General features: G+C 34.0%; 17 protein-coding genes. 13 read left to right on the top strand and 4 right to left on the bottom strand.

Annotation, left to right across the window (positions count from 1 at the left end; genetic code table 11):
* Window positions 1-28 precede the first annotated feature (28 nt).
* The 3 genes from EGI22_RS05895 to EGI22_RS05885 are packed head-to-tail and all read right to left on the bottom strand — an operon-like array spanning window position 29 to window position 2,242.
* Window positions 29-553 carry a shikimate kinase gene (locus EGI22_RS05895; protein WP_255067086.1) on the bottom strand — a complete coding sequence of 175 codons (525 nt, stop codon included), beginning with the start codon at window positions 551-553 and terminating at the stop codon, window positions 29-31.
* A gap of 2 nt (window positions 554-555) precedes the next feature.
* A complete protein-coding gene (locus tag EGI22_RS05890) occupies window positions 556-1,680 on the bottom strand; it encodes a BT_3928 family protein (RefSeq protein ID WP_255067084.1) in 1,125 nt (374 codons plus the stop codon).
* Window positions 1,681-1,687: 7 nt separating this feature from the next.
* Window positions 1,688-2,242: a DUF1599 domain-containing protein gene (locus EGI22_RS05885; RefSeq protein WP_255067083.1), complete on the bottom strand. Its 555-nt coding sequence runs from the start codon at window positions 2,240-2,242 to the stop codon at window positions 1,688-1,690.
* A gap of 70 nt (window positions 2,243-2,312) precedes the next feature.
* Between EGI22_RS05885 and folP the strand changes: the two genes are divergently transcribed.
* The 8 genes from folP (at window position 2,313) to EGI22_RS05845 (ending at window position 17,458) form a co-directional block, all read left to right on the top strand.
* Window positions 2,313-3,110 carry a dihydropteroate synthase gene (gene folP, locus EGI22_RS05880; protein ID WP_255067081.1) on the top strand — a complete coding sequence of 266 codons (798 nt, stop codon included), beginning with the start codon at window positions 2,313-2,315 and terminating at the stop codon, window positions 3,108-3,110.
* Between the two features lie 120 nt (window positions 3,111-3,230).
* A complete protein-coding gene (locus tag EGI22_RS05875) occupies window positions 3,231-5,036 on the top strand; it encodes a T9SS type A sorting domain-containing protein (protein ID WP_255067080.1) in 1,806 nt (601 codons plus the stop codon).
* Window positions 5,037-5,285: 249 nt separating this feature from the next.
* Window positions 5,286-7,355 (top strand): fibronectin type III domain-containing protein, encoded by a 2,070-nt coding sequence (locus EGI22_RS05870; RefSeq protein ID WP_255067078.1) that lies wholly within the window; start codon window positions 5,286-5,288, stop codon window positions 7,353-7,355.
* A 203-nt stretch (window positions 7,356-7,558) separates the two neighbouring features.
* Complete coding sequence (locus EGI22_RS05865) at window positions 7,559-10,795, top strand: SusC/RagA family TonB-linked outer membrane protein (RefSeq protein ID WP_255067074.1); 3,237 nt, start codon at window positions 7,559-7,561, stop codon at window positions 10,793-10,795.
* Window positions 10,796-10,814: 19 nt separating this feature from the next.
* Window positions 10,815-12,452: a SusD/RagB family nutrient-binding outer membrane lipoprotein gene (locus tag EGI22_RS05860; protein WP_310588130.1), complete on the top strand. Its 1,638-nt coding sequence runs from the start codon at window positions 10,815-10,817 to the stop codon at window positions 12,450-12,452.
* Between the two features lie 19 nt (window positions 12,453-12,471).
* Window positions 12,472-13,407 (top strand): hypothetical protein, encoded by a 936-nt coding sequence (locus EGI22_RS05855; protein ID WP_255067070.1) that lies wholly within the window; start codon window positions 12,472-12,474, stop codon window positions 13,405-13,407.
* Window positions 13,408-14,228: 821 nt separating this feature from the next.
* On the top strand, window positions 14,229-16,136 hold the full coding sequence (locus EGI22_RS05850; protein WP_255067068.1) for an ABC-F family ATP-binding cassette domain-containing protein: 1,908 nt from the start codon (window positions 14,229-14,231) through the stop codon (window positions 16,134-16,136).
* A gap of 23 nt (window positions 16,137-16,159) precedes the next feature.
* Entirely contained in the window at window positions 16,160-17,458 is a 1,299-nt protein-coding gene (locus tag EGI22_RS05845; RefSeq protein ID WP_255067066.1) for a type IX secretion system plug protein domain-containing protein, read from the top strand.
* Between the two features lie 34 nt (window positions 17,459-17,492).
* Here EGI22_RS05845 and EGI22_RS05840 read toward each other — a convergent pair whose 3' ends face one another.
* Window positions 17,493-18,128 carry a peroxiredoxin gene (locus EGI22_RS05840; protein ID WP_255067064.1) on the bottom strand — a complete coding sequence of 212 codons (636 nt, stop codon included), beginning with the start codon at window positions 18,126-18,128 and terminating at the stop codon, window positions 17,493-17,495.
* 149 nt (window positions 18,129-18,277) lie between these two features.
* On the opposite strand from EGI22_RS05840, the gene EGI22_RS05835 reads away from it, so the two are divergent.
* The 5 genes from EGI22_RS05835 (at window position 18,278) to EGI22_RS05815 (ending at window position 21,468) form a co-directional block, all read left to right on the top strand.
* Complete coding sequence (locus EGI22_RS05835) at window positions 18,278-18,904, top strand: ABC transporter ATP-binding protein (protein ID WP_255067062.1); 627 nt, start codon at window positions 18,278-18,280, stop codon at window positions 18,902-18,904.
* Between the two features lies 1 nt (window position 18,905).
* Window positions 18,906-20,099, top strand: a complete 1,194-nt coding sequence (locus tag EGI22_RS05830) for an ABC transporter permease (RefSeq protein ID WP_255067060.1) — start codon at window positions 18,906-18,908, stop codon at window positions 20,097-20,099.
* A 1-nt stretch (window position 20,100) separates the two neighbouring features.
* Window positions 20,101-20,535, top strand: coding sequence for a DUF3299 domain-containing protein (locus tag EGI22_RS05825; protein WP_255067058.1), 435 nt, complete (start codon window positions 20,101-20,103; stop codon window positions 20,533-20,535).
* Window positions 20,532-21,068 carry a hypothetical protein gene (locus EGI22_RS05820; protein ID WP_255067056.1) on the top strand — a complete coding sequence of 179 codons (537 nt, stop codon included), beginning with the start codon at window positions 20,532-20,534 and terminating at the stop codon, window positions 21,066-21,068. Before EGI22_RS05825 ends, EGI22_RS05820 begins: the two co-directional genes overlap by 4 nt.
* A 64-nt stretch (window positions 21,069-21,132) precedes the next feature.
* On the top strand, window positions 21,133-21,468 hold the full coding sequence (locus EGI22_RS05815) for a LytTR family DNA-binding domain-containing protein (protein WP_255067054.1): 336 nt from the start codon (window positions 21,133-21,135) through the stop codon (window positions 21,466-21,468).
* The last annotated feature ends 17 nt before the right edge of the window (window positions 21,469-21,485 follow it).

Here is a 21,485-nt window from a genome sequence, read left to right as displayed (position 1 = left end):
GGGTGAATTTCAAAAATTCACCCCTTTTTTATTTTACCAACTTGGAGAAATGGGCATCTAAAATCCACATAATAGTATTGGCATCCGTATCACCTTCAATTACTATATCTGCTTGATTATAAATATCAATTCTTGAATCGTAAGTAGCTGTAAGCGTATCCAATAAAGAATCACTTTCAAGACTAAACAAAGGTCTATTGTTCTTCTTTGAGTTCCTCATACGCTCCTCCAATTTATTGGGCTTAACGTCTAAAAATACACTAATCCCAATTTCTTTAATTAAAGCCAAATTGTTATTATAACACGGCGTACCTCCACCAGTTGCTATCACCAATTTATTATTGGCCTCAATTTTCTTTAATTGCTCGGTTTCTAATTTCCTAAAGTAATCTTCTCCTTCTAAAGTAAAAATTTCATTAATTTTTTTCCCTTCGGAGATTTCAATTTTTTTGTCTAAATCAATAAAATCGTAATTTAATTCTTTGGCTAATTGTCTTCCAAGGGTACTTTTTCCTGAGGAAGGCATCCCCAACATAAAAATATTTGTCGTCATTCTTAAAACTTAGTACTAATTATCAATTCATTTATATGGTCTGCAGTTGGTAGATTATTGTAGCTCCACTTCTTTATCACAACGCCATCGTTCATCAAAATAAAACAAGGATTATTACGAGCCATAGTTTTTAGAACTTTTTCATCACTTGTAAAACTTTCGAACCTTAACTTCTTTTCAGATTGAAGCTTTTGAAATTCTTCGGTAGCTATGGAAGAAACAACCATAGGTCTAATCTTCTTTTTAGAAACCTTATTTCCTAAAGCATTTATGGGGCCAAAATCTAAATTCTCTAGTCCTTCTGTTTTCTTTAAAATTATCAACAACACTTTTCCTTCAAAAGTTTGTTGGGTTACATCATTTCCAGAAGTATCTGTAATGCTAAAATCCGTAATCTTAGGTTTTATCAAATCCTCATTTAAAACTTCGGATGAAACATATTTGTATTTGTTAGTATCTGCTAAATATTCTATAGACTCTATTTCTTTATTATTTTCTTTATCTAGAAATACATATTGTATTTCAGGCTTTATGTCAGGACGTTCCATTTGCTTTGGAATACTCTTGCCGGCAGCATAAGGCAAAAAATCGATAATTGGCAAATATCTAATAGCATAAACACCGATACCTAAGGCAAATATTGTAGCCAAAAGCACCATTGGCGTACCCAAATCAGACTTACCAAACTTATTTCTGTATGAAAATATTATTAAAATAAAGATCAGACTTATTGCATCTTTATAAAATGAATGCCAAGGTTTTAATTTCAAGAAATCGCCAAAACATCCACAATCAGTTACTTTATTGAAAAAAGCTGAATAAAAAGTCAAAAAAGTAAAAAACAACATTAATAAAAGCACCAACCAAGAAGATATTTTCAATTTAAAACTAAACAATAAGGCGACACCTAATATCAATTCTAAACAACAGAATATCAAGGATAAGATTAATGCATTATCTGCAAAAACATGAAAAAAGGGAGCCATAAAAGGCAAATCAGCTGCAAACACTTCAAAATATTCTTGAAGTTTCAGCCCGGTACCGTATGGATCTACAACTTTGACAAATCCGGAAAAAATAAACTCTAATCCAACAAGAATTCTAGATAGGTTTGCAATTAATTTCATTTCTTTGTTACTGCTGAATTTGTTGTACTTGTACTATTTTTAATTTGATCAAACAGAAAACTGAGTAATTAATAATATCTTGATAACCAGCCTTTATTCCTTCTGAAATAATTGTCTTACCCTGATTATCTTCTATTTGTTTAATTCTGAGCAATTTCATCAAGATTATATCGGTCATTGAACTTACTCTCATTTCCCTCCATGCCTCGCCATAGTCATGATTCTTGTTAAAAAGCAAAGTTTTAACTTCCTCAATCTCTGCGGTATATTTTGCACTCAATGTAACCAAATCATCTTCACCCTCATGATTATTAGATAAAAGAATCAGAGCCATAACGCAGTAATTTATGATACCTATAAATTCCGACACCTGTCCCTCCTCTACCTTGGAAAAGCCATTATCTTGTATCGTCCTAATTCGCTGGGCTTTAATAAAAATCTGATCCGTAATGGAAGGCAATCTAAGAATTTTCCATGATGTGCCATAGTCTAAATTTTTCTTTGAAAATATTTCAAAGCAATTATTTATTATTTCTGAATATTCTATTTCTGTGCTAGACATTAATTTTATCCAATATTTTTAGCTTTTTTTGCAAACTATGAAAAATACGATAAATATAGGTGGCAATTTGTTGAGCCTTGAAAAACCCGCGGTTATGGGTATCCTAAATATTACCCCAGATTCTTTCCACAAAGATAGTAGATTTAATCCTTATGAGGAAGGTTTTTTAAAAAAAGCTAAGGAAATGCTTGACAACGGAACTTCAATCATTGATATCGGTGGCTATTCTTCTAGGCCAGGGGCAGACGAGGTTACTGAAACAGAAGAAATTGACAGGGTTACACCAGCCATTGAAATTCTAACTAAAAACTTTCCAGAAATTACAATTTCAATTGATACCTTTAGAAAAAATGTAGCGAAAATAGCTTTAGAATCAGGAGCAAAAATAGTGAACGATATCTCAGGAGGTGACCTTGACAAAGAAATGCTTCCTTTTATAATTGATAGAAACTGCCCCTATATTTTAATGCACATGAGAGGAAATCCAAAAAAAATGCAAGACTTAATTTACTATAATGACTTTTTTCCTGAAATCATTCATGAAATTTATTCAAAAGCAAATTATTTAAGAAAAAATGGTGTGAAAGATATAATAATTGACCCTGGATTTGGCTTCGCTAAATCATTAGAACAAAATTATTCTTTATTAAAAAATCTCGAAATATTCAACGATGAGAATTATCCAATCCTAGCAGGACTTTCCCGTAAATCAATGATATACAAACATTTAAAGATCACTCCAGAAGAATCTTTGGAAGCTTCAACCCAATTAAACATGTTGGCCCTATTAAAAAATGCCAAAATAATACGTACACATGATGTTTTGGCTGCAAAACACACAATTGCCTTATATGAATTATTGAAATAACCATATCAAGAAAACCGTAAAATAATTTTCCAGATAATATTTCAATTCTATTTTAGAATTTCCTTTTTTGTCTACTATATTTACATTTAATAAATCTTAACGTACATAAACACTTAGATCATGAGAAAATTATTACTTTTCTTTTATTTGATAACTGTTGGATTATCTGTGAATGCAAATACTCCTACAACAGTAGTGGCAGCTTCATTAGGGGCTCCTATTTTATCTTATTACCCTTCTACCGTCACTCCTACTTCATTCCTTATTAGTGTTTCTGACACAAATGCGACGGAGGTTGCGATAGAAATCGAAGCTATGGGAGGAGGTTTAACTAGGACAATCATTGTTCCTGCAGGTTCAAACTTCAACCAGAGTTTAACAAATCTTTTACCAAAAACCTATTTTGCTGTTAGAGCTAGAGCATTAGGTTGTGCTACTTCCACCGGATGTGGTACAGTAAGCTCTTGGTCTCCAGTTATGCCAGTTCTAACTTTAGTTGCAGCTCCTCCTAAAGCTACTTTAACTTTAGAAAACAACTGTCCTAGCTTTGTTGGATTCCAAATCAGAATAGACGAAAGACCAGAAGATATATCTGAATTTATTATAAAAAGATCTTTCGATGGCTCTAATTTTCATACACTTGCAAATATAGGACCAGGAGAAAGATCATATTACGACATTGGACCAGCTCCCGGCATTACTACTCATTATGTTGTATACACCAGAAACTCTACTGGACTTACGGTGTCAAATACATTAACAGTACCTGTTCAAGCATATGTTGCTCCGGCAGCACCCCAAAATCTAATTTCTTCATTTAGTGGAAAAACAGACACTCAATTACATATTATTTGGGAAAATGCACCTGAAGATACCCATTGTGGCACAAACATTAGAGCGGCCTATTATATAATGGTTAAGAGAGAAGGAGAAGCTGACTATTCACTTTATTCTTTGACATATCCAGCTACAACAGATATATATATCACAGGTCTAAAACCAAACGAAACTGTGTCTTATGATGTTTTCTCTATTAGTGACAAAAATATCTTCTCAGGACATGCTGGAGGAACAGACAAAACCTACGGACCTGCAAGTGCACCTTCAAATTTCATTGGAGTAGCTTACAAAGATGCCCTTAATAATTCATCTATTGGTTTAAGTTGGGATCATCCACTTGATGATGAAGATTATTTTATAATTGAAGTAAGCGAAGATGGAACTAATTACTTACAATTGGGTAAATTTAAAACTGCCGAAGTAAATACTTTCAAACATGAGCCTATTCAAGAAGGTGTAGATTATATTTATAGAATTAAAGCAGGCAACTATCTATTTGGGGAGTCTGACTGGGTTACGACTCAAAAGATTATGTATCCTTATTCTAAAGCTCCAAATGCTCCATTCGGTTTGAGTTCAAAAGCTAGTACTTCTGGAGTAGATTTAACTTGGTATGACGATTCTAACAACGAAGAGAATTTTATTTTGGAAAGGTCAGTTGACGACAATCAAAACTTTGTTGAATTAGCTAAATTAGGCAGAAACGTTATCACTTACACCGATAAAACTGTTACAGCAGGTAAAACTTATTTCTATCAAGTAAAGGCAATGAACACTATTGGAAGTTCTGCTGCCTCTAACATTTCTGAGATCAAAGTCATTGCTACTTCAGGTGTGATCAACGAAGAACTAATTGGCCTATTCCCGAATCCTACGCTAAATTATGTAACTGTTAATTTACCTGAAGGAGTAAGCAACCAAAATGTAGAAATATCGTTATTAGACCAGAAAAACAGAACGGTTTATTCAAAAACATTTAATTCTCAAAAAATTGAGGTTAATATGAGTGAATTAAAACCAGGTTTATATAATTTGGTTATTAAATCAAATGAATTTAAATCTTCTAAAAAGGTTTATAAATATTAATATAAATTTCTGTTTATATTTAAGAGCAACGAAAAACTTCGTTGCTCTTTTTTTTTATACATTCAAAACGGCACAATCAATAATCTGGATTTTATATTGCAAAGAACAAAAAAGAACCTTGAAATTTTAATATTAAAAATTCTAAATAATTTCCTAACATATTCGCTTTACCATATTTTTTTTTAGAATATTACTTTTTTTATATAATTTTACCGCATTCAATATGCAATTCCTTAATTAATAAAGAAGATGAAAAAACTTTTGGTACTTTTTGCGTGCTTATCTATTTTCACTAAAACTTTTGCTCAAATCCCACCCGCCGCTCCAACCGGACTTTCTGGTAGTCAAATTGGTTTAGGAAACCAAATAAGCCTTCAATGGACTGCTCCAGTAGGAACAATAGCTGGATACAAAGTTTTCTATAGAAGTCCCTCTGACCCAATAAAATCTCATAAAAAAAGTGCTGTTGCAACAAAAGACACTTTGAATGATTTAGTTTTTAATTCTACTTATACTATTTATTTAAAGTCTTTCAAAATTGGTTCAACTCCAACAGATACAATATATTCAGTTAAATCTGATTCTGTAAATGTATTGGTTCTAGGCTTGGTTGCCCCAACACCATCGATTGACTTCAACTTAATTACTCATAATACTATATGGCTAAGAATAGATGATGTAAATGTTAATGAAACAGGTTTTGATATAGAGTTAAAAGAAGGAGGTAACGTAACTATGTTAACTGAAAACACAGGATCTACAATTTTCAAAGCACTAACTGGTTTAAAACCTAAAACTCAATATTCAGTAAGAGTTAGAGCCAAATATAATGCTTTGGTTGGACCATGGTCTGAACTTGTGTATGGCACTACAAAAGTAGGATTCCCTCCTTCTCCAAATCTTTCATCCGACCAAAACTGTCCAACTTTGGTTCATCTAAAGTGGACAATACCAAACAATGTGGAAGATATTCAAGAATATATTATAAAGAAATCTTTTGACAACGTAAACTTTTTTGATTTGGCTACTCCTCCAATCACTAGTTTAGATTACTATGACCAATCTTCCATACCTGGAAAAACTCAATTTTATAAGTTATTTACCAGAAATATTACGGGATCTACCCCTTCCCAAACTGTAACAGTAACTGCACTGGACTATGTAAATCCAAACCCTCCAACTGCTTTAATTTCTGACCAGGGTGATAAATCCAGAAATCACTTAACTATAAAATGGACAAATGGAACTGAAGATCAGGTATGTAAGACCAATATAAGAACCAACTCTTATGTCATGGTAAAAGTAAATGGAATTGGCAATTTTGTTGAATATGCTAACATTCCAGGATTTCAAAGTTCGATAAAAATAGATAACTTAAAGCCAAAAGATATTGTAGAAGTTCAAATATTTGCGGTAAGTGACAAAGGGTTATTTTCGACAAATGGATATGTGAAAGATACAACAGCTGGACCTCCTTATGCTCCTTCGAATATGATAGCTGTATTGTATGACGACGCTTTTGGGAATTTAAACTATGGGTTAAGCTGGAATGATAATTCAAAAGACGAAGATTACTTTATAATAGAGAGAAGTACTTTAAATAACACTTCATTTCAAGAATTAGGAAAAATTAATTTCAATTTAACAAATTTTAATGATTTAACTACTGAAGAAGGGGTGATTTACTACTATAGAGTCAAAGCAGGAAGCAATACCGAAGGTGATTCTCAATACTCTCCAGTGATTGGCCCATTCCTTACACAATATTCTAAAATACCTAATGCACCTTATGGCTTGAAAGCAAAAGAAAGAGAATCTAAGGTAGATTTAACATGGAGAGATGACTCAATAAGAGAAGAAAACTATATAATAGAAAAATCAATTGACGGTGGTTCTACATTCATATTAGTGGCTACATTAGGAAAAAATATTACCAGCTATACTGACGAAAATGTATCTGCTGGAAAAACCTATATTTACAGAGTAAAAGCTGTAAATACGCTTGGCTCATCAAATTATTCTTCTTTAGAAACAATAAAAATGAGTGGTCAAGGAAGTATTCCTAACGCATTAAATGTTACAATGTATCCAAACCCTGCATTTGAATTTATAAACATAAAAAGTGAAAATATTAACTTAACAGATGGGTATACTTTAAAAGTTTATGATAGTAACAATAGAATAGTATTAACGAAGGAAATATTCTTAAAAGAAAATGAAAATATTTTGATACCTATTAATAATCTTGGTCAAGGATTGTTTAATGTTGTTATTTCGAATGACCAAAATTCAATAAATAAGAAACTTTACAAATATTAAGTAAATGAATATTTCGTTTTTATCAAATTAACAATGATAAAATACTGTAATATTGGACTTTATAAAGATTGAGTTTTAACCTTTCAATAATTTAGATTTATTCCATATAAACTTCGATTATTAATTAATCGAAGTTTTTTTTTTATTAAAAATTTGTTATGTTTGCATAACAAATTTTTTTTTTAACCTAAACTTAATAATGCATGAGAAAGAATTTACTTCTTGCCCTTGTGCTATTTTGCTCATCAATGGTGGCTTTGGCCCAGAGTAAAATAAGCGGAAAGGTAACTTCAGCAGACGACGGAACTGGTATCCCTGGGGTAACTGTTCAAATCAAAGGTACCTCGAAAGGTACACAAACCGATCTAAGTGGTGACTATTCTATCGATGGTGCATCAGGTCAAACTTTGGTATTTAGTTTTGTAGGTATGCAGCCTCAAGAGGTAGCTACAGGCACAAAAACAATTATCAATGTAGTTCTTTCAAACGATGCCAAAGCACTATCTGAAGTGGTAGTAACAGCCCAAGGTATTGTAAGAGAGAAAAAAGCTTTGGGTTATGCAGTGACTACTGTAAGCAAGGAGCTCATCAACAATCGTCCAGAGGCGGACATTAGCCGTGTACTTCAAGGCAAAGCCCCTGGTGTTAACATCACGTCTACAGGTGGAGTATCTGGTTCAGGTACAAACATCACAATTAGAGGTTACTCTTCAGCTACAGGTTCTAACCAGCCATTATTTGTAGTTGACGGCGTACCTTTCAACTCAGGCACAAACGGACAAGCAGGATTCACATCTGGTGGACAAACTACTTCAAGCCGTATGTTGGACATTGACCCTAACAACATCGAAAGTGTTTCGGTATTGAAAGGTCTTTCTGCTACAGTTCTTTATGGTGACCAAGGTCGTAACGGTGTTATCTTGATTACTACCAAATCTGGTGGTGGAAAGAGAAGAAATGCAGAGGTTAGTTTAAACCAATCGTATTTTCAAAACACAATTGCTTCACTTCCTGACTACCAAAACAATTATGGTGGTGGTTTCCAACAGTTGACACCAACTTCATGGTTTTATTCAAACTGGGGAGCAAATTTTGCTGACCAACCTACAGTAAAACACCCTTATGGTTTATCTGGTGTTGCAAACATTAGAAATGCATTCCCTGAATATGCTGTAGATCCTACTAAACCTTGGGGAAATGGTGCTGCTGCTTTAGTTAACAACGTAGTTAACATTCCTAACGAAGCTCAGCCAAACATTGGTCAATCATTCTTCAGAAAAGGACAAGTGTTTAACACTTCAGTTCAAATTTCTGGTTCTTCTGACAAATCAGGATACAATGCGAGTATTGGTTATCAAAACGAGCAAGGTTTTACACCTGGAAATGATTTGAAAAAATTAAACTTAGGTTTGGGCATGAACTCTCAAGTTACTAAGAAATTCTCGATTCGTTCTTCGTTTACTTTTGCTAATACTGATTACAAAACACCTCCTTTGAATGCAGGTTATGGATCAGGTCCTGACGGTGGAATTCAATCAATTTTCGCAAACGTAATGTACACACCTAGAAACGTAAATTTAGGTGAGTGGCCTTATGAAAATCCAGTGGACAGAAGCTCTGTTTACTACAGAGGTGGAAATGATATTACAAACCCTAATTGGTTGGCAAAATATCATTCAGACGTAAGTAAGGTAGACAGATTCTTTACTTCTTCATCAATGAACTATGATATTAACAGCGATTTCTCCCTAACTTATCGTGTAGGTTTTGATACTTATTCTGAGAATCAAGAGAGAAGATATAACAAAGGTGCAACTGGTGGTAATGTAAATATCATCAATGGTTTCTACCAAAGTGTTAATATTAAAAACTCTATTTGGAACCATGATGTAATATTGAATTATAACAAAAAGCTTTCAGATAAATTGAATTTGACTGCTTTAGTAGGAGCTAACAATAGATTTGACAATTATGAGCAATTTGGCTTAGCTAGTACTGGTCAATTAACTTTTGGATTGTTTAATCATACTAACTTTACTGCTTCATCTTCCAGAAATCCATTTACGGGTAGCGGCCTAAACTACACAATTCAGCAAAGAAGAATTGGAACTTATGCCAACGTGGTTTTAGACTATTCAGACTACCTATTCTTAAATATGTCTGCTAGAAATGACTGGACTTCAACTGTTGAAACAGAAAACAGAAGAATTTTGTACCCAGGTGCTAGTTTATCATTCCTTCCTACCTCAGCATTTGACATCAAATCTAAAGTATTGAATGATTTGAAACTACGTGTAAGTTATGGTACTTCTGCAGGTTTCCCTTCGCCGTATAACACAAGAAATACGCTTGGTCAAAACGCAAGAGGTTGGTCTGATGCAGGAGGTTCATTATCTTCAACTCAATCAATTTCAAATGCTTTGGGTAATCCTAACTTAAAGCCTGAGCTCCACAAAGAGTTTGAATTTGGTGTTGAATCAGTAATGTTTAATAACAGATTTAAATATGATGTGTCTATCTATGAGAAAAACACAAGAGATTTGATTACAAACGCTCCAATTGACCCATCTACTGGTTATACATCTACTTTTATCAACATTGGTAGAATCAGAACTAGAGGAGCAGAGGTTTCTGCTACAGTAACTCCTGTTAAAACATCTTCTGGATTACAATGGGATATCACTGCTAACTATGGTAAATATAAAACAATTGTAATGGAATTAGGTGGTGGTTTAGAGCAAGTTGTAATTGCTGGTTTTACTAACTTAGGTAACTTTGCAATACCTGGAAAACCATTCAACTTAATCATGGGATCGGGAATTGACAAAAACGCAAATGGCGAGAAAATAGTATTGCCTAATGGTCAATATAAAGCAACTAATGATTTAGCTGAATTGGGAGATCCTAACCCAGCATTTACTTCTTCGTTGATAAACAATTTATCTTACAAAGGATTCAATCTATCGTTTATGTTTGAATATCGTCACAAAGGTGTAATACTTTCAAATACTGTTAAAGGTGTACTTGCTAGAGGTCTTTCAAAAGATACAGATCAGTTAGACAGAGATTTGACTTTAATTCTTCCTGGTGTACAAGAAGATGGAAGCAAAAACACTGTACAAGTTACAGCTGCTAACTATTTCTTTGATAACTACTTCTTCACTGACGAAGCTGTTACATTTGATGGAAGTACTGCAAGATTGAGAGAAGCTTCTTTAAGCTACAATTTGCCTAGCAAAGTAATTGGTAAGACACCTTTCAAAAAGGCTTCAGTTACCTTTACTGGTTCAAACCTATGGTTTAGAGCATTGAACATGCCTAAATATGTGAACTTTGATACAGACGTATTAAGCTTAGGTGTTGGTAACGGATTAGGTTTCGATTATTTAACTGGCCCAAGTGCTAGAAGATTAGGTGGAACATTAAGCTTAACATTCTAATTATTTAAACAGAAGATTAATGATGAAAAGAAAAATATATACTTTACTAATGGCACTTGGAGTGTTTTTAGTAAGTTCTTGCGAGCTGGATTATCTTGATAACCCAAACGCAGTAACAGAAAGTAGCACTGACCCTAACTTCCTATTAAATACCATTCAACTTCAATTTGCTGGTATGTTTAATGGAGTTGGTGACACAGGTAAGAGATTAACCAGAATGATTAATCAAGGAGGAAACACTTACCAAACAGCTTACCAGCCAACGAGTTTCAGTGGCTTATGGTCAACTGGATACGCTGGACTATTAGCTGATATTAAGGCAATGAAGGCTATTGCTGCAGAGAAAAACTTCAAGAGACATGCAGGTATTGCAAAAACCCTAGAAGCTTTTACTTTGATGATGTTGGTTGATTCATTTGGAGATGTACCTTACAGTGAGGCTTTAGATCCAAATAATTTTAATCCAAAAGCTGATGATGGTGCTTCAGTTTATGCCGCTGCTTTGGAATTGTTAAAATCAGCTAAAACTGATTTCTCTGGTACTGCAACTGGTACTCCTAATGATTACTACTATGGAGGTAATTATACAAAGTGGACTAAGTTAGTAAACACATTGATGTTGAAGTATCACTTGAACAGAAAAATGGTTGATAAAGCAGGAAGTACTTCTGCAATTTCAGCTTTAATTACTGAAAATGCTTTCATTGGAACAGGTGATGATTTCACATTCAAATATGGTGTATCTGGTAATGACCCTGATAGCCGTCACCCAGACTATGCTGCTCAAGCACAAGCTGGTGGTGGAGATTACCAATCTACTTATTATATGTGGCATTTAACTGAAGCAAAAGGCTTTGATGACCCACGTGCCAAATACTATTTCTATCGTCAGGTTGGAGCTAACTCTACAAGTACATCTGAAATTACATGTATTGGTGCTTTCAAACCTGCTCATTATCCAGAAGATATGGTTTTCTGTTTACCAGGAACAAGAGGATATTGGGGTAGAGACCATTTGAATAACGAAGGTATCCCACCAGATGGTTTGAAAAGAACATTGTTTGGCGTTTATCCAGCTGGATATAGATTTGATAACAATACACCAGCCGCAGCCGGATCTGCTGATATGGCTACAAATGGTGCTGGTATTGAAGTAATTATGTTGGCTTCTTATGTAGACTTTATGTTGGCTGAATCAGCTTTGACATTAGGTACTGCTGGTGATGTAAAAGCATTGTTAACTTCTGGTATTACAAAAAGCATAAATTTTGTTAGATCTTGGTCTTTAACTACCAACCAAGCTGCAAAAATTACTGCTTTCGAATCAAATGCAACATTTGATGCTGCTCGTACTAAATATGTTGGATATGTAGCTTCTGAATTTGATGCAGCTACAACTGAGACCAAAAAAATGTACTTGATAGGAAGAGAATATTGGTTAGCTCTATATGGTAATGGAACCGAGGCTTATAACTTATACAGAAGAACAGGTCAGCCTAGTGGAATGCAGCCAGGCCTAAACCCCTCTGTTGGTCCTTTCCCAATGTCATATTTGTACCCTGCTAACTATGTAAATACGAATTCAAGTGCTTCTCAGAAGCCTGATTTTAAAGTAAAAGTATTCTGGGATAAAAATCCAGATGGCTTTATTAACTAATTCTAAATTGAGAATAATAATGAAAAAAATAAAATTAATATACTCACTAATGATAGCAATGTTTGTTGCGTCATCGTGTACGGATTTTGTTGAGCCGGCCATTCCTTACAATGGATTTGAAACGGGAACATATCTTAAAACAATTACAGCTCCAGCTCCGATCAATTTCTTTGATATGGACAATGCTAAGTTTTCGGCTTTGTTAGAATGTCATGCTATTGATAAAATAAATAATGTAAAATCAGTAGATGTTTTTGTAAAACACAGGAGAGGTGCTACACTATCTTCAGAAGTTTTATTAGGAACTGTTGATGGAGGTGCATTTACAACAACTGGAGATTCGAAATGGCCAAGAGGTACTGTTTCGTTTCCTTTCACAGCTGCTTTGTCAAAACTTGGTTTTTCTAAAACCAACATCAAAGGTGGCGACTTTTTAGAGTATCGATTGGTATTAACAACTAACGATGGTAAAACTTTTACAAACTCAAACCTTACTGCTGACGTATCAGGTGGGGAATATTATGCTTCTCCTTTCTTTTATAGAGTAGCTGTGGTATGTCCTTCAGACCTTGCAGGAACGTATGATTATACTACTACAAACATCGAAGGTTCAGTTGCTGATGGAGCTAATCCAGCTGCTTGTGGAGCTAGTGTTTCTGGTAAATTAGTTATGACTGCTACTAGCGTAACAGGAGAATATATCATTTCTGATGGTACTTTTGGACAATATGGTTGTGCTTGGGGTGACAATCCTGCTACTGGAACTATCAGATTTACTGATTCTTGCGGTAAGATTGGAATGAAAGGAGCTGACCAATATGGTTTAGCTTACAGCTTATCTTACATTAGTCATACTGCTACTGAACTAACATTCAAATGGCAGAATAATTATGGAGATGCAGGTGTAACTACATTGAAAAGATCAAGTGGTTCATGGCCAGCTGGCTTGAACTAAGCTTTATCTATATCATTTTTAAAAAAGCAAGACTTCGGTCTTGCTTTTTTTGTTTTAGGCCAAAAGTGGAACGATTTTTCAAATCGCTATACCTTCAAAGGATCAAGATTTTTTAAATCGTGAATTAGAAATGCTTAATAGATTATCAAGCGATTTGAAAAATCACTTTACCTTCAACGTATCACGATTTTTTAAATCGTGAAGTAGAAATGCTTAATAGATTATCAAGCGATTTGAAAAATCACTTTACCTTCAACGTATCACGATTTTTAAAATCGTGAAGTAGAAATTTGCATTAGATTAATCAGCGATTTGGAAAATCGCTTTACGTTTAACGTATCACGATTTTTAAAATCGTGAATTAGAAATGATTAATAGATTACTAAGCGATTTGGAAAATTGATTTACGTTTGACGTATCATGATTTTTTAAATCGTGAAGTAGAAATCCTTAATAGATTATCAAGCGATTTGAAAAATCGCTTTACGTTTAACGTTTCACGATTTTTTAAATCGTGAAGTAGAAATGCTTAATAGATTACTAAGCGATTTGGAAAATCGCTTTACGTTAGATGTATCACGATTTTTTAAATCGTGAAGTAGAAATGCTTAATAGATTACTAAGCGATTTGAAAAATTGATTTACGTTAGATGTATCACGATTTTTTAAATCGTGTATTAGAAATGTATATTAAATTAATCAGCGATTTGAAAAATTGATTTACGTTTGAGCGATTTGAAAAATCGCTCCACCTCATTTCCTATGTATTCTGTAATTAAAATCGTAATTTTGCATTTTAAAAAAACCAGAGCAATCACTGCATGTTAACAATAAACAATCTTTCTTTTTATTTCGGCGGAAGGGCCATTTTTGAAGACGCCAACTTACAAATTAAACCTAAAGACAAAATAGGTTTGATAGGATTAAACGGAAAAGGTAAATCTACACTTTTGAAAATAATAGTTGGAGAATACCAACCAGACGCTGGCAACATTTCAAAATCGGGGGATTGTACTATTGGATTTCTAAACCAAGACCTCCTCTCCTACCAAACTGATGATAGCATACTCAATGTAGCAATGCAGGGTTTTGAACGCCAACTTGAGCTGCATCATCAAATAGAAGCTGTATTACACCAAATGGAGAACGATTACCACGATGACTTGGTAGAAAAGCTGGGAGAACTTCAGCATGAATTTGACCTTTTGGATGGATATTCAATTGAGTCCAAAGCAGAGGAAATATTAGAAGGTTTAGGTTTTAAAACCTGGGAATTACACAAGCCATTGAGACAGTTTTCTGGTGGATGGAGAATGAGGGTTATGCTTGCCAAATTATTGTTGGCAAAACCTTCCATATTGTTATTAGATGAGCCTACTAACCACTTGGATTTACCTTCAATACAATGGGTTGAAAAATACATAGCCAACTATGAAAATGCAGTTGTTGTGGTTTCTCACGATAGGCAATTTTTAGATAATGTTTGTACAACAACCGTTGAAGTGGCTAATACAAAACTGAATTATTATCCAGGAAATTATTCTTTCTTTGTTGAAGAAAAAGCACTTAGAAATGAAATACAAAAGGGTGCCTTTGAAAACCAACAAGCTCAAATAAGACAAACGGAAAGATTTATTGAGCGTTTTAAAGCTAAAGCTACCAAAGCCCGCCAAGTGCAATCTAGGGTGAAAGCTTTGAATAGAATGGACGTAATTGACGATGTAATTGACGATTCCGCCAAGGTACACTTCAAGTTTAAGTTTGGAACCCAACCGGGCAGACACGTAATGGAGCTGGACAATATCTCGAAAGAATATCCGAACAATCCTATACTTAAAAGTACTTCGGCAACTATTGAACGTGGCGATAAAATAGTATTGATAGGTGCAAACGGAAAAGGCAAATCCACTTTGTTGCGAATAATAGCTGGAACCGAACAAATGAAAGGCGAAAGAAAACTTGGACACAATGTGAATTTTTCTTTTTATGCTCAGCACCAGTTGGAGTCATTACACATGGAGGAGACCCTACTGGAAGAATTGAAATATGCAGATGCTTCAAAGTCAGAAACTGAATTGAGGTCTGTCCTTGGGTGTTTTCTTTTTGGAGGTGAGGATGTATTCAAAAAGATCAAGGTATTGTCTGGAGGCGAGAAATCAAGAGTTGCTTTAGCAAAAATCCTAATATCGGAAGCCAACTTTTTGCTATTGGATGAGCCAACCAACCACCTAGACATGCAGTCGGTAAATATATTGGTACAAGCTTTAGACCAATATGAAGGAACTTATGTTGTTGTTTCGCACGACAGACATTTTATCAGTAGAGTTTCAAACAAAGTTTGGTATATAGAAGACCAAGAAATAAAGCAATTTCCAGGTAGTTATGAGGAGTTTGTGATTTGGATGGAAGACAATGGCAAAACATTAGACGAGCCTGTCAGAAAAGCTGTGAAAGAGATAAATGCGAAAACTGAAAAAAATGAGCCTGAAAAACCAAAAGAGCTTAAAAAAGAAAACAAAAAGCTTGAAAGGGAAATAAATGAAATAGAAGAAAATATTACGAATCTTGAAGCTAAAAAATCTGAAATAGAGGAAGACTTGGCAAATCCTGATGTTTTCTCTGATCCTTCAAAATTAAAGCAGGCCAATGAGGCCTATTCCAAAATAAAGAAAGAATTGGAGAGCCTAAACGAAAAATGGGAAGAAAAAATGATGGAATTAGAAGCTTAATTGTTTTTATACGTTATTAAATCATGAATAAATCACTTTTAGTTTTTGGGATAATATTTATATCAAAGCTGTCTTTTTGTTTTGGGTTAAGAGACTTAGGAGAAAAAACCATTTATCCATCAAAAACTGAAATTGATAATGATTTCATTAAAACTATATTGTTGTATTCATACAGTCCAAATGACAATTTTAACGAAAGATATAATAATCCAGCTGTACTCAATAAAAATAACCCTTCAGCAAGTTTAATACTTGAATTTGACGACTTAAGAGCTCAATACACCTCTTATAGTGCAAAAATCATACATTGTGATTATGATTGGCAAAAATCTCAATTGAGTGAAATGGAGTACTTAGATGGTTTTAACGAATATTTCATTAATACTTTTGAAGTATCTCAAAACACCAAAATACCCTACTATCATTATAGTTTTAAAGTACCTAAAACTAAAATCAGCGGTAATTTCATATTGCAAATATTTGAAAATAGAACAGAAGGAGAGCCCCTTTTTGAACGAGAATTTAGTGTATTCGAACAAAATATTGGGATTGACGGAAATATTAGCCAAGCACAAGACCCAGGGTTTTGGAGAAGTTACCAACAATTAAATTTCAAAATAGAAATAGGAAACTATAATGTACTTTTTCCTCAAAGGGACCTTAAAATTTTAATTAGACAAAATCAAAGAGAAGATAAACAAACAGAAATTGATAATCAAAATTTGATAAACTCTGGTAGAAACACTTTCACTTTAAAGTATTTTGACAGTAAAAATCTAATAAAGGCAGGCAATGAATTCAGATTTGTAGATTTATCGAGTTCATTTAGAAAAAGTCAAAATATTTCTCAAATAGTTTTAGGCAAACCTGATCAGCTTTGGATTCTTCCTCAAGAAAAGAGATCAAACAAAGCCTATTTAAATGCCTATGACAACGACGGAGGGTATTTAGTTTATAACTTAGAAGGCGGAGAAATAGACCTAAATAGTGATTACATAGATGCGATTTTCCAATTAAACATCCCCTACTTGGATGAAAATGAAAAGCCTGTAATCTATGGTAAACTTAGCAATTGGGATAAGTTAGAAATGGATTTTAATCCTAATCAACAACTGTATGAAAAAAGGCTTTTATTAAAGCAGGGCATTTATGATTTTGCGTTTGGAAAAGTAAATACAAATTCTCAAATAGCTGATGAAGATATATATGAAGGGAATTTTTCGGATACTGGAAACACTTATGAGATTTTCATTTATCATAAACCTCCAGGAGCTCGCTCTGAAAAGTTGATAGGCTACCAAATCTTAAAAAACAATAGATAAAAAAAGCCGAACCTTAAGTTCAGCTTTTTCTATATTATTTATTCGGTTGAGGCGTATACCTCAAATATGACTTAATTTCTCTCACTCCTTTAGGAAACTTCAGTATGGCATCCGCAGTAGATATCGAAGGTACTACGATGGCATCATCTCCGTCTTTCCAATCTGCAGGTGTAGCAACCGAATGAACAGCTGTTAACTGCAAAGAATCAATCACCCTAAGCAACTCTTGGAAGTTTCTGCCTGTAGAAGCAGGATATGTAAGCATCAATTTAATTTTCTTATCTGGCCCAATGATAAATACCGAACGAACAGTGGCTTTCTCAGATGCATTTGGATGAATCATATCATACATCTCAGCAACCTTTTTTTCTGGGTCAGCAATAATCGGAAAATTCATTTTAATTCCGTTTACTTCTTCAATGTCCGGAATCCATTTGTTGTGCGATTCCAAACTATCTACTGATATGGCGATAACTTTAACCCCTTTTTTCTCGAAATCTCCTTTAAGAAGAGCCGTCTTTCCTAACTCAGTAGTACACACAGGCGTAAAATCTGCAGGATGCGAAAAAAGCATTCCCCAAGAATCTCCTAACCATTCATGAAAATTAATTGGTCCTTGTGTAGTCTCCGCAGAAAAATCTGGAGCCACATCTCCTAATCTTAGTGACATATGATATAGTTTTAAAGTTTAATAAATCTATTTTATAAACAAATAAAGTAAAAATAAGATTGCACAAAAAACTTTTTTCTTGAAATAAACCTGAAAGCGTTTTTGATTAAAGAGCATTTAAATTATTTTTGAATAAATAAAATCAACAAATGCTAATAACTAACTCGCTAGCGTTTTCATACGGAAATAATAATCAATTTGATTTTCCCAACATTAAATTAAAACCCAAAGAAACCCTCTTGATTTTGGGAAATTCTGGAACAGGAAAAACCACTTTATTGAATATTTTGGCATTGTTGATACAACCAAAATCTGGAAGTTTAATCATTGAAGAAACAGAAACAACAGGTTTAAATTCTGCCGAATTGACGAATTTTAGGGCCAAAAACATTGGGATAATTTTTCAAAAACCGTATTTTGTCAATGCCTTAAATGTAGCAGACAATCTACTTTTAGCAAATTACCTTGGCAATAAAGCCCTCGACAAAGGAAAAATGCATGCATTAGCAAATAGCCTTGGCCTGCATGATTTACTACGTAATAAAGTACAAGAACTAAGTGGTGGGGAACAACAGCGAGTAAGCATAGCGAGGGCACTGATGAATACGCCAAAAATTATTCTTGCCGACGAACCAACTTCTGCACTAGATGACGAAAACTGCGAGAAAGTGGCAGATTTGTTAGAAACCCAAGCCAATGCTGTGGGTGCTGCCTTGGTAATAGTTACGCACGACCAAAGATTAAAAAGTAGATTTTCAAACCAAATAACACTTTAAGATGCTTTTAAAAATAGTTTGGAAAAACATTTGGGCTAAAAAACTTAACAGTTTCTTATGTGTCCTATTGATGATGTTTGGTATAAGTATCATTTCACTTTTAATCAACATTGGAAATCAACTGCAGAGTAAATTCTCCAAAAACATCTCAGGTATAGACATGGTGGTCGGAGCCAAAGGAAGTCCACTTCAATTGATTTTGTCTGGTGTTTACCAAATAGATGCTCCGACTGGTAACATTCCAATGAAGGAATTAGAACCACTTCAAAACAATCCATTGATAAAACAAGTGTTGCCGCTTTCAATGGGTGATAATTACCAAGGCTTTAGAATTGTTGGAACCATCTACCCCTATTTAAAGCATTTTTCGGCAGATTACGCATCTGGAAGGGGTTTTAAGAACACAATGGAAGTGGTAATTGGTGCCAATGCTGCTAAAAAACTAAATGTCAAAGTAGACGATACTTTTACAAGTTCGCATGGATTGGAAAAAGAAGGAGAAAAACACGGTGATAAAAGCTATAAAGTCGTTGGTATTCTTAAATACAACAATTCTGTAATCGACAATTTGATTTTATGCAACTTAGCGAGTATTTGGGAAGTTCATGAACACGAAGAAAGTAATCATGAAGAAGAAACGCATTCAGAAGACCAAAATATCACCTGTGCTTTAATAAAGTTTAGGTCGCCTTTAGGATTGATGACGATTCCGAGAACTATCAATCAAAATACAAATATGCAAGCCGCATTGCCTGCCATCGAGATAAACAGACTCTTTGAACATATGGGTATAGGGATGGATGCATTCAAGGCCCTTGCACTGGCTATAATGCTGATTAGTGGCATTAGTGTATTTGTAACCTTATACAATGCCTTAAAAGAACGAAAATACGAAATGGCACTGATGCTTTCAATGGGAGGAAAAAGAATCAAACTCTTTTTTATGTTGATGTTGGAGGGTTTAATACTAAGTATTTCTGGATATATTTTAGGCATTTTGGTTAGTAGATTGGGGCTTTGGTTAGCCTCTAGAATGTTAGATGAAAGCTTTAATTTTGGCCTAGATCAGACTGTATTACAAAAAGAAGAAATATATTTGTTGATTGCAGCGTTATTAGTTGGTATTTTTGCAGCACTAATTCCTTCTTTAGGAATTTATAGAATAAACATTTCAAAAACCTTGGCAAACGATTAAAATGAAAAAATATATAGCAGTTTTATTACTTATCCCTTTTTTAGTATTTGCAGCTACTCCTATAAAAATCACTTGGGAAAACTTACGAGACGTAACATTTAAGAAAAAGTGGAATGCCTCTGAAAATATGTTTGTCCTAGAACCACAGTTTGGAACAAAAGTAAATGCACTAAAAGGGAAAGAAATTGCCCTAACAGGCTATATGATCCCAATAGATGTAGACGCAAATTATTATGTTTTGTCTGCTAATCCATTTTCTTCCTGCTTTTTTTGTGGACAGGCTGGTCCAGAATCGGTGGTTTCTGTAAAGTTCAAGAAAGTATCTAAAAGATTCAATACGGATGATAGGGTGACTGTAACAGGTATTTTCACATTAAATACCGACGACATTAACGAATTAAATTACATAATAGATAAAGCTGAGATAGAATTATGAAAAAACGTACAATTTTAACCTTAACACTTACAATCCTAGGACTTTCTGGAGCATTTGCACAATACGAAAATAATTGGGCTTTAGGACTAAAAGTTGGAGAACCATTAGGTTTGAACATTAGGAAATATTTTTCTTATGGTGACCGTTCTTTTGATGTAAACGTAGGTAGCTTTGGTTTTCTGTATGGAAGGGTTAGAAATTATAATAAGGAAACCATTTATGACGAAGCTGGAATAATGGTGCAAGGTTTGTATAATTTTCAGAAAAGTATTGGAAAGAGAGAAAGGCTACATGCCTATTATGGATTTGGTGGACAAATAAACTCTCGCAACAGAACTCCAAAAATCGGCACCAGGGATGCTTTTAGAGTTATCTCATTGGGTCCAGCAGTAAATAGTGGTATAGAACTTAGCATACCTGAAAATGATTTGGCAGTGTTTATAGATGCCGGTGGCTATTTAGAAATTGCTCCGAAACCTTTTTTTATGGCTCCCAATATTAATCTTGGTTTGAGATTAAATATTGTAAAATAATTTCATCTTCCATTCCAACCTTTTTGTAACACCTTGGGTCTTAATAAAAAACACCACGATTTTTATGAGTCCAAAAATACATTTGGTGGGAAAAACCACCGTAACGCCTGAAAATGTCATATTCCTAAAAGCTGAAGCTAACTATTCTGAAGTCTTTATGACGGACGGCAAAAGAATAGTACTTTCAAGAACTTTAAAAGAGCTAGAAGGTATTTTTGTACCTTATGGTTTTTTTAGACCTCATAAATCTTTTTTAATAAATCTAGAACACGTAGTTTCCTGTTCATTCCATTCAGATAGGCATATAGAGCTTATTAACAACAATAAAGTTGAACTAAGTAGACGCAAGAAAAATGATTTTTTCGAAATAAGAAGCACAAAAAAAACTCTTCATACCTGAAGAGTTTTTTTATTTCT

The organism is Lacihabitans sp. LS3-19 (genome assembly GCF_024343575.1).
Classification (GTDB): Bacteria; Bacteroidota; Bacteroidia; order Cytophagales; family Spirosomataceae; genus Leadbetterella.
This window is presented reverse-complemented; position numbering and strand designations above follow the sequence as displayed.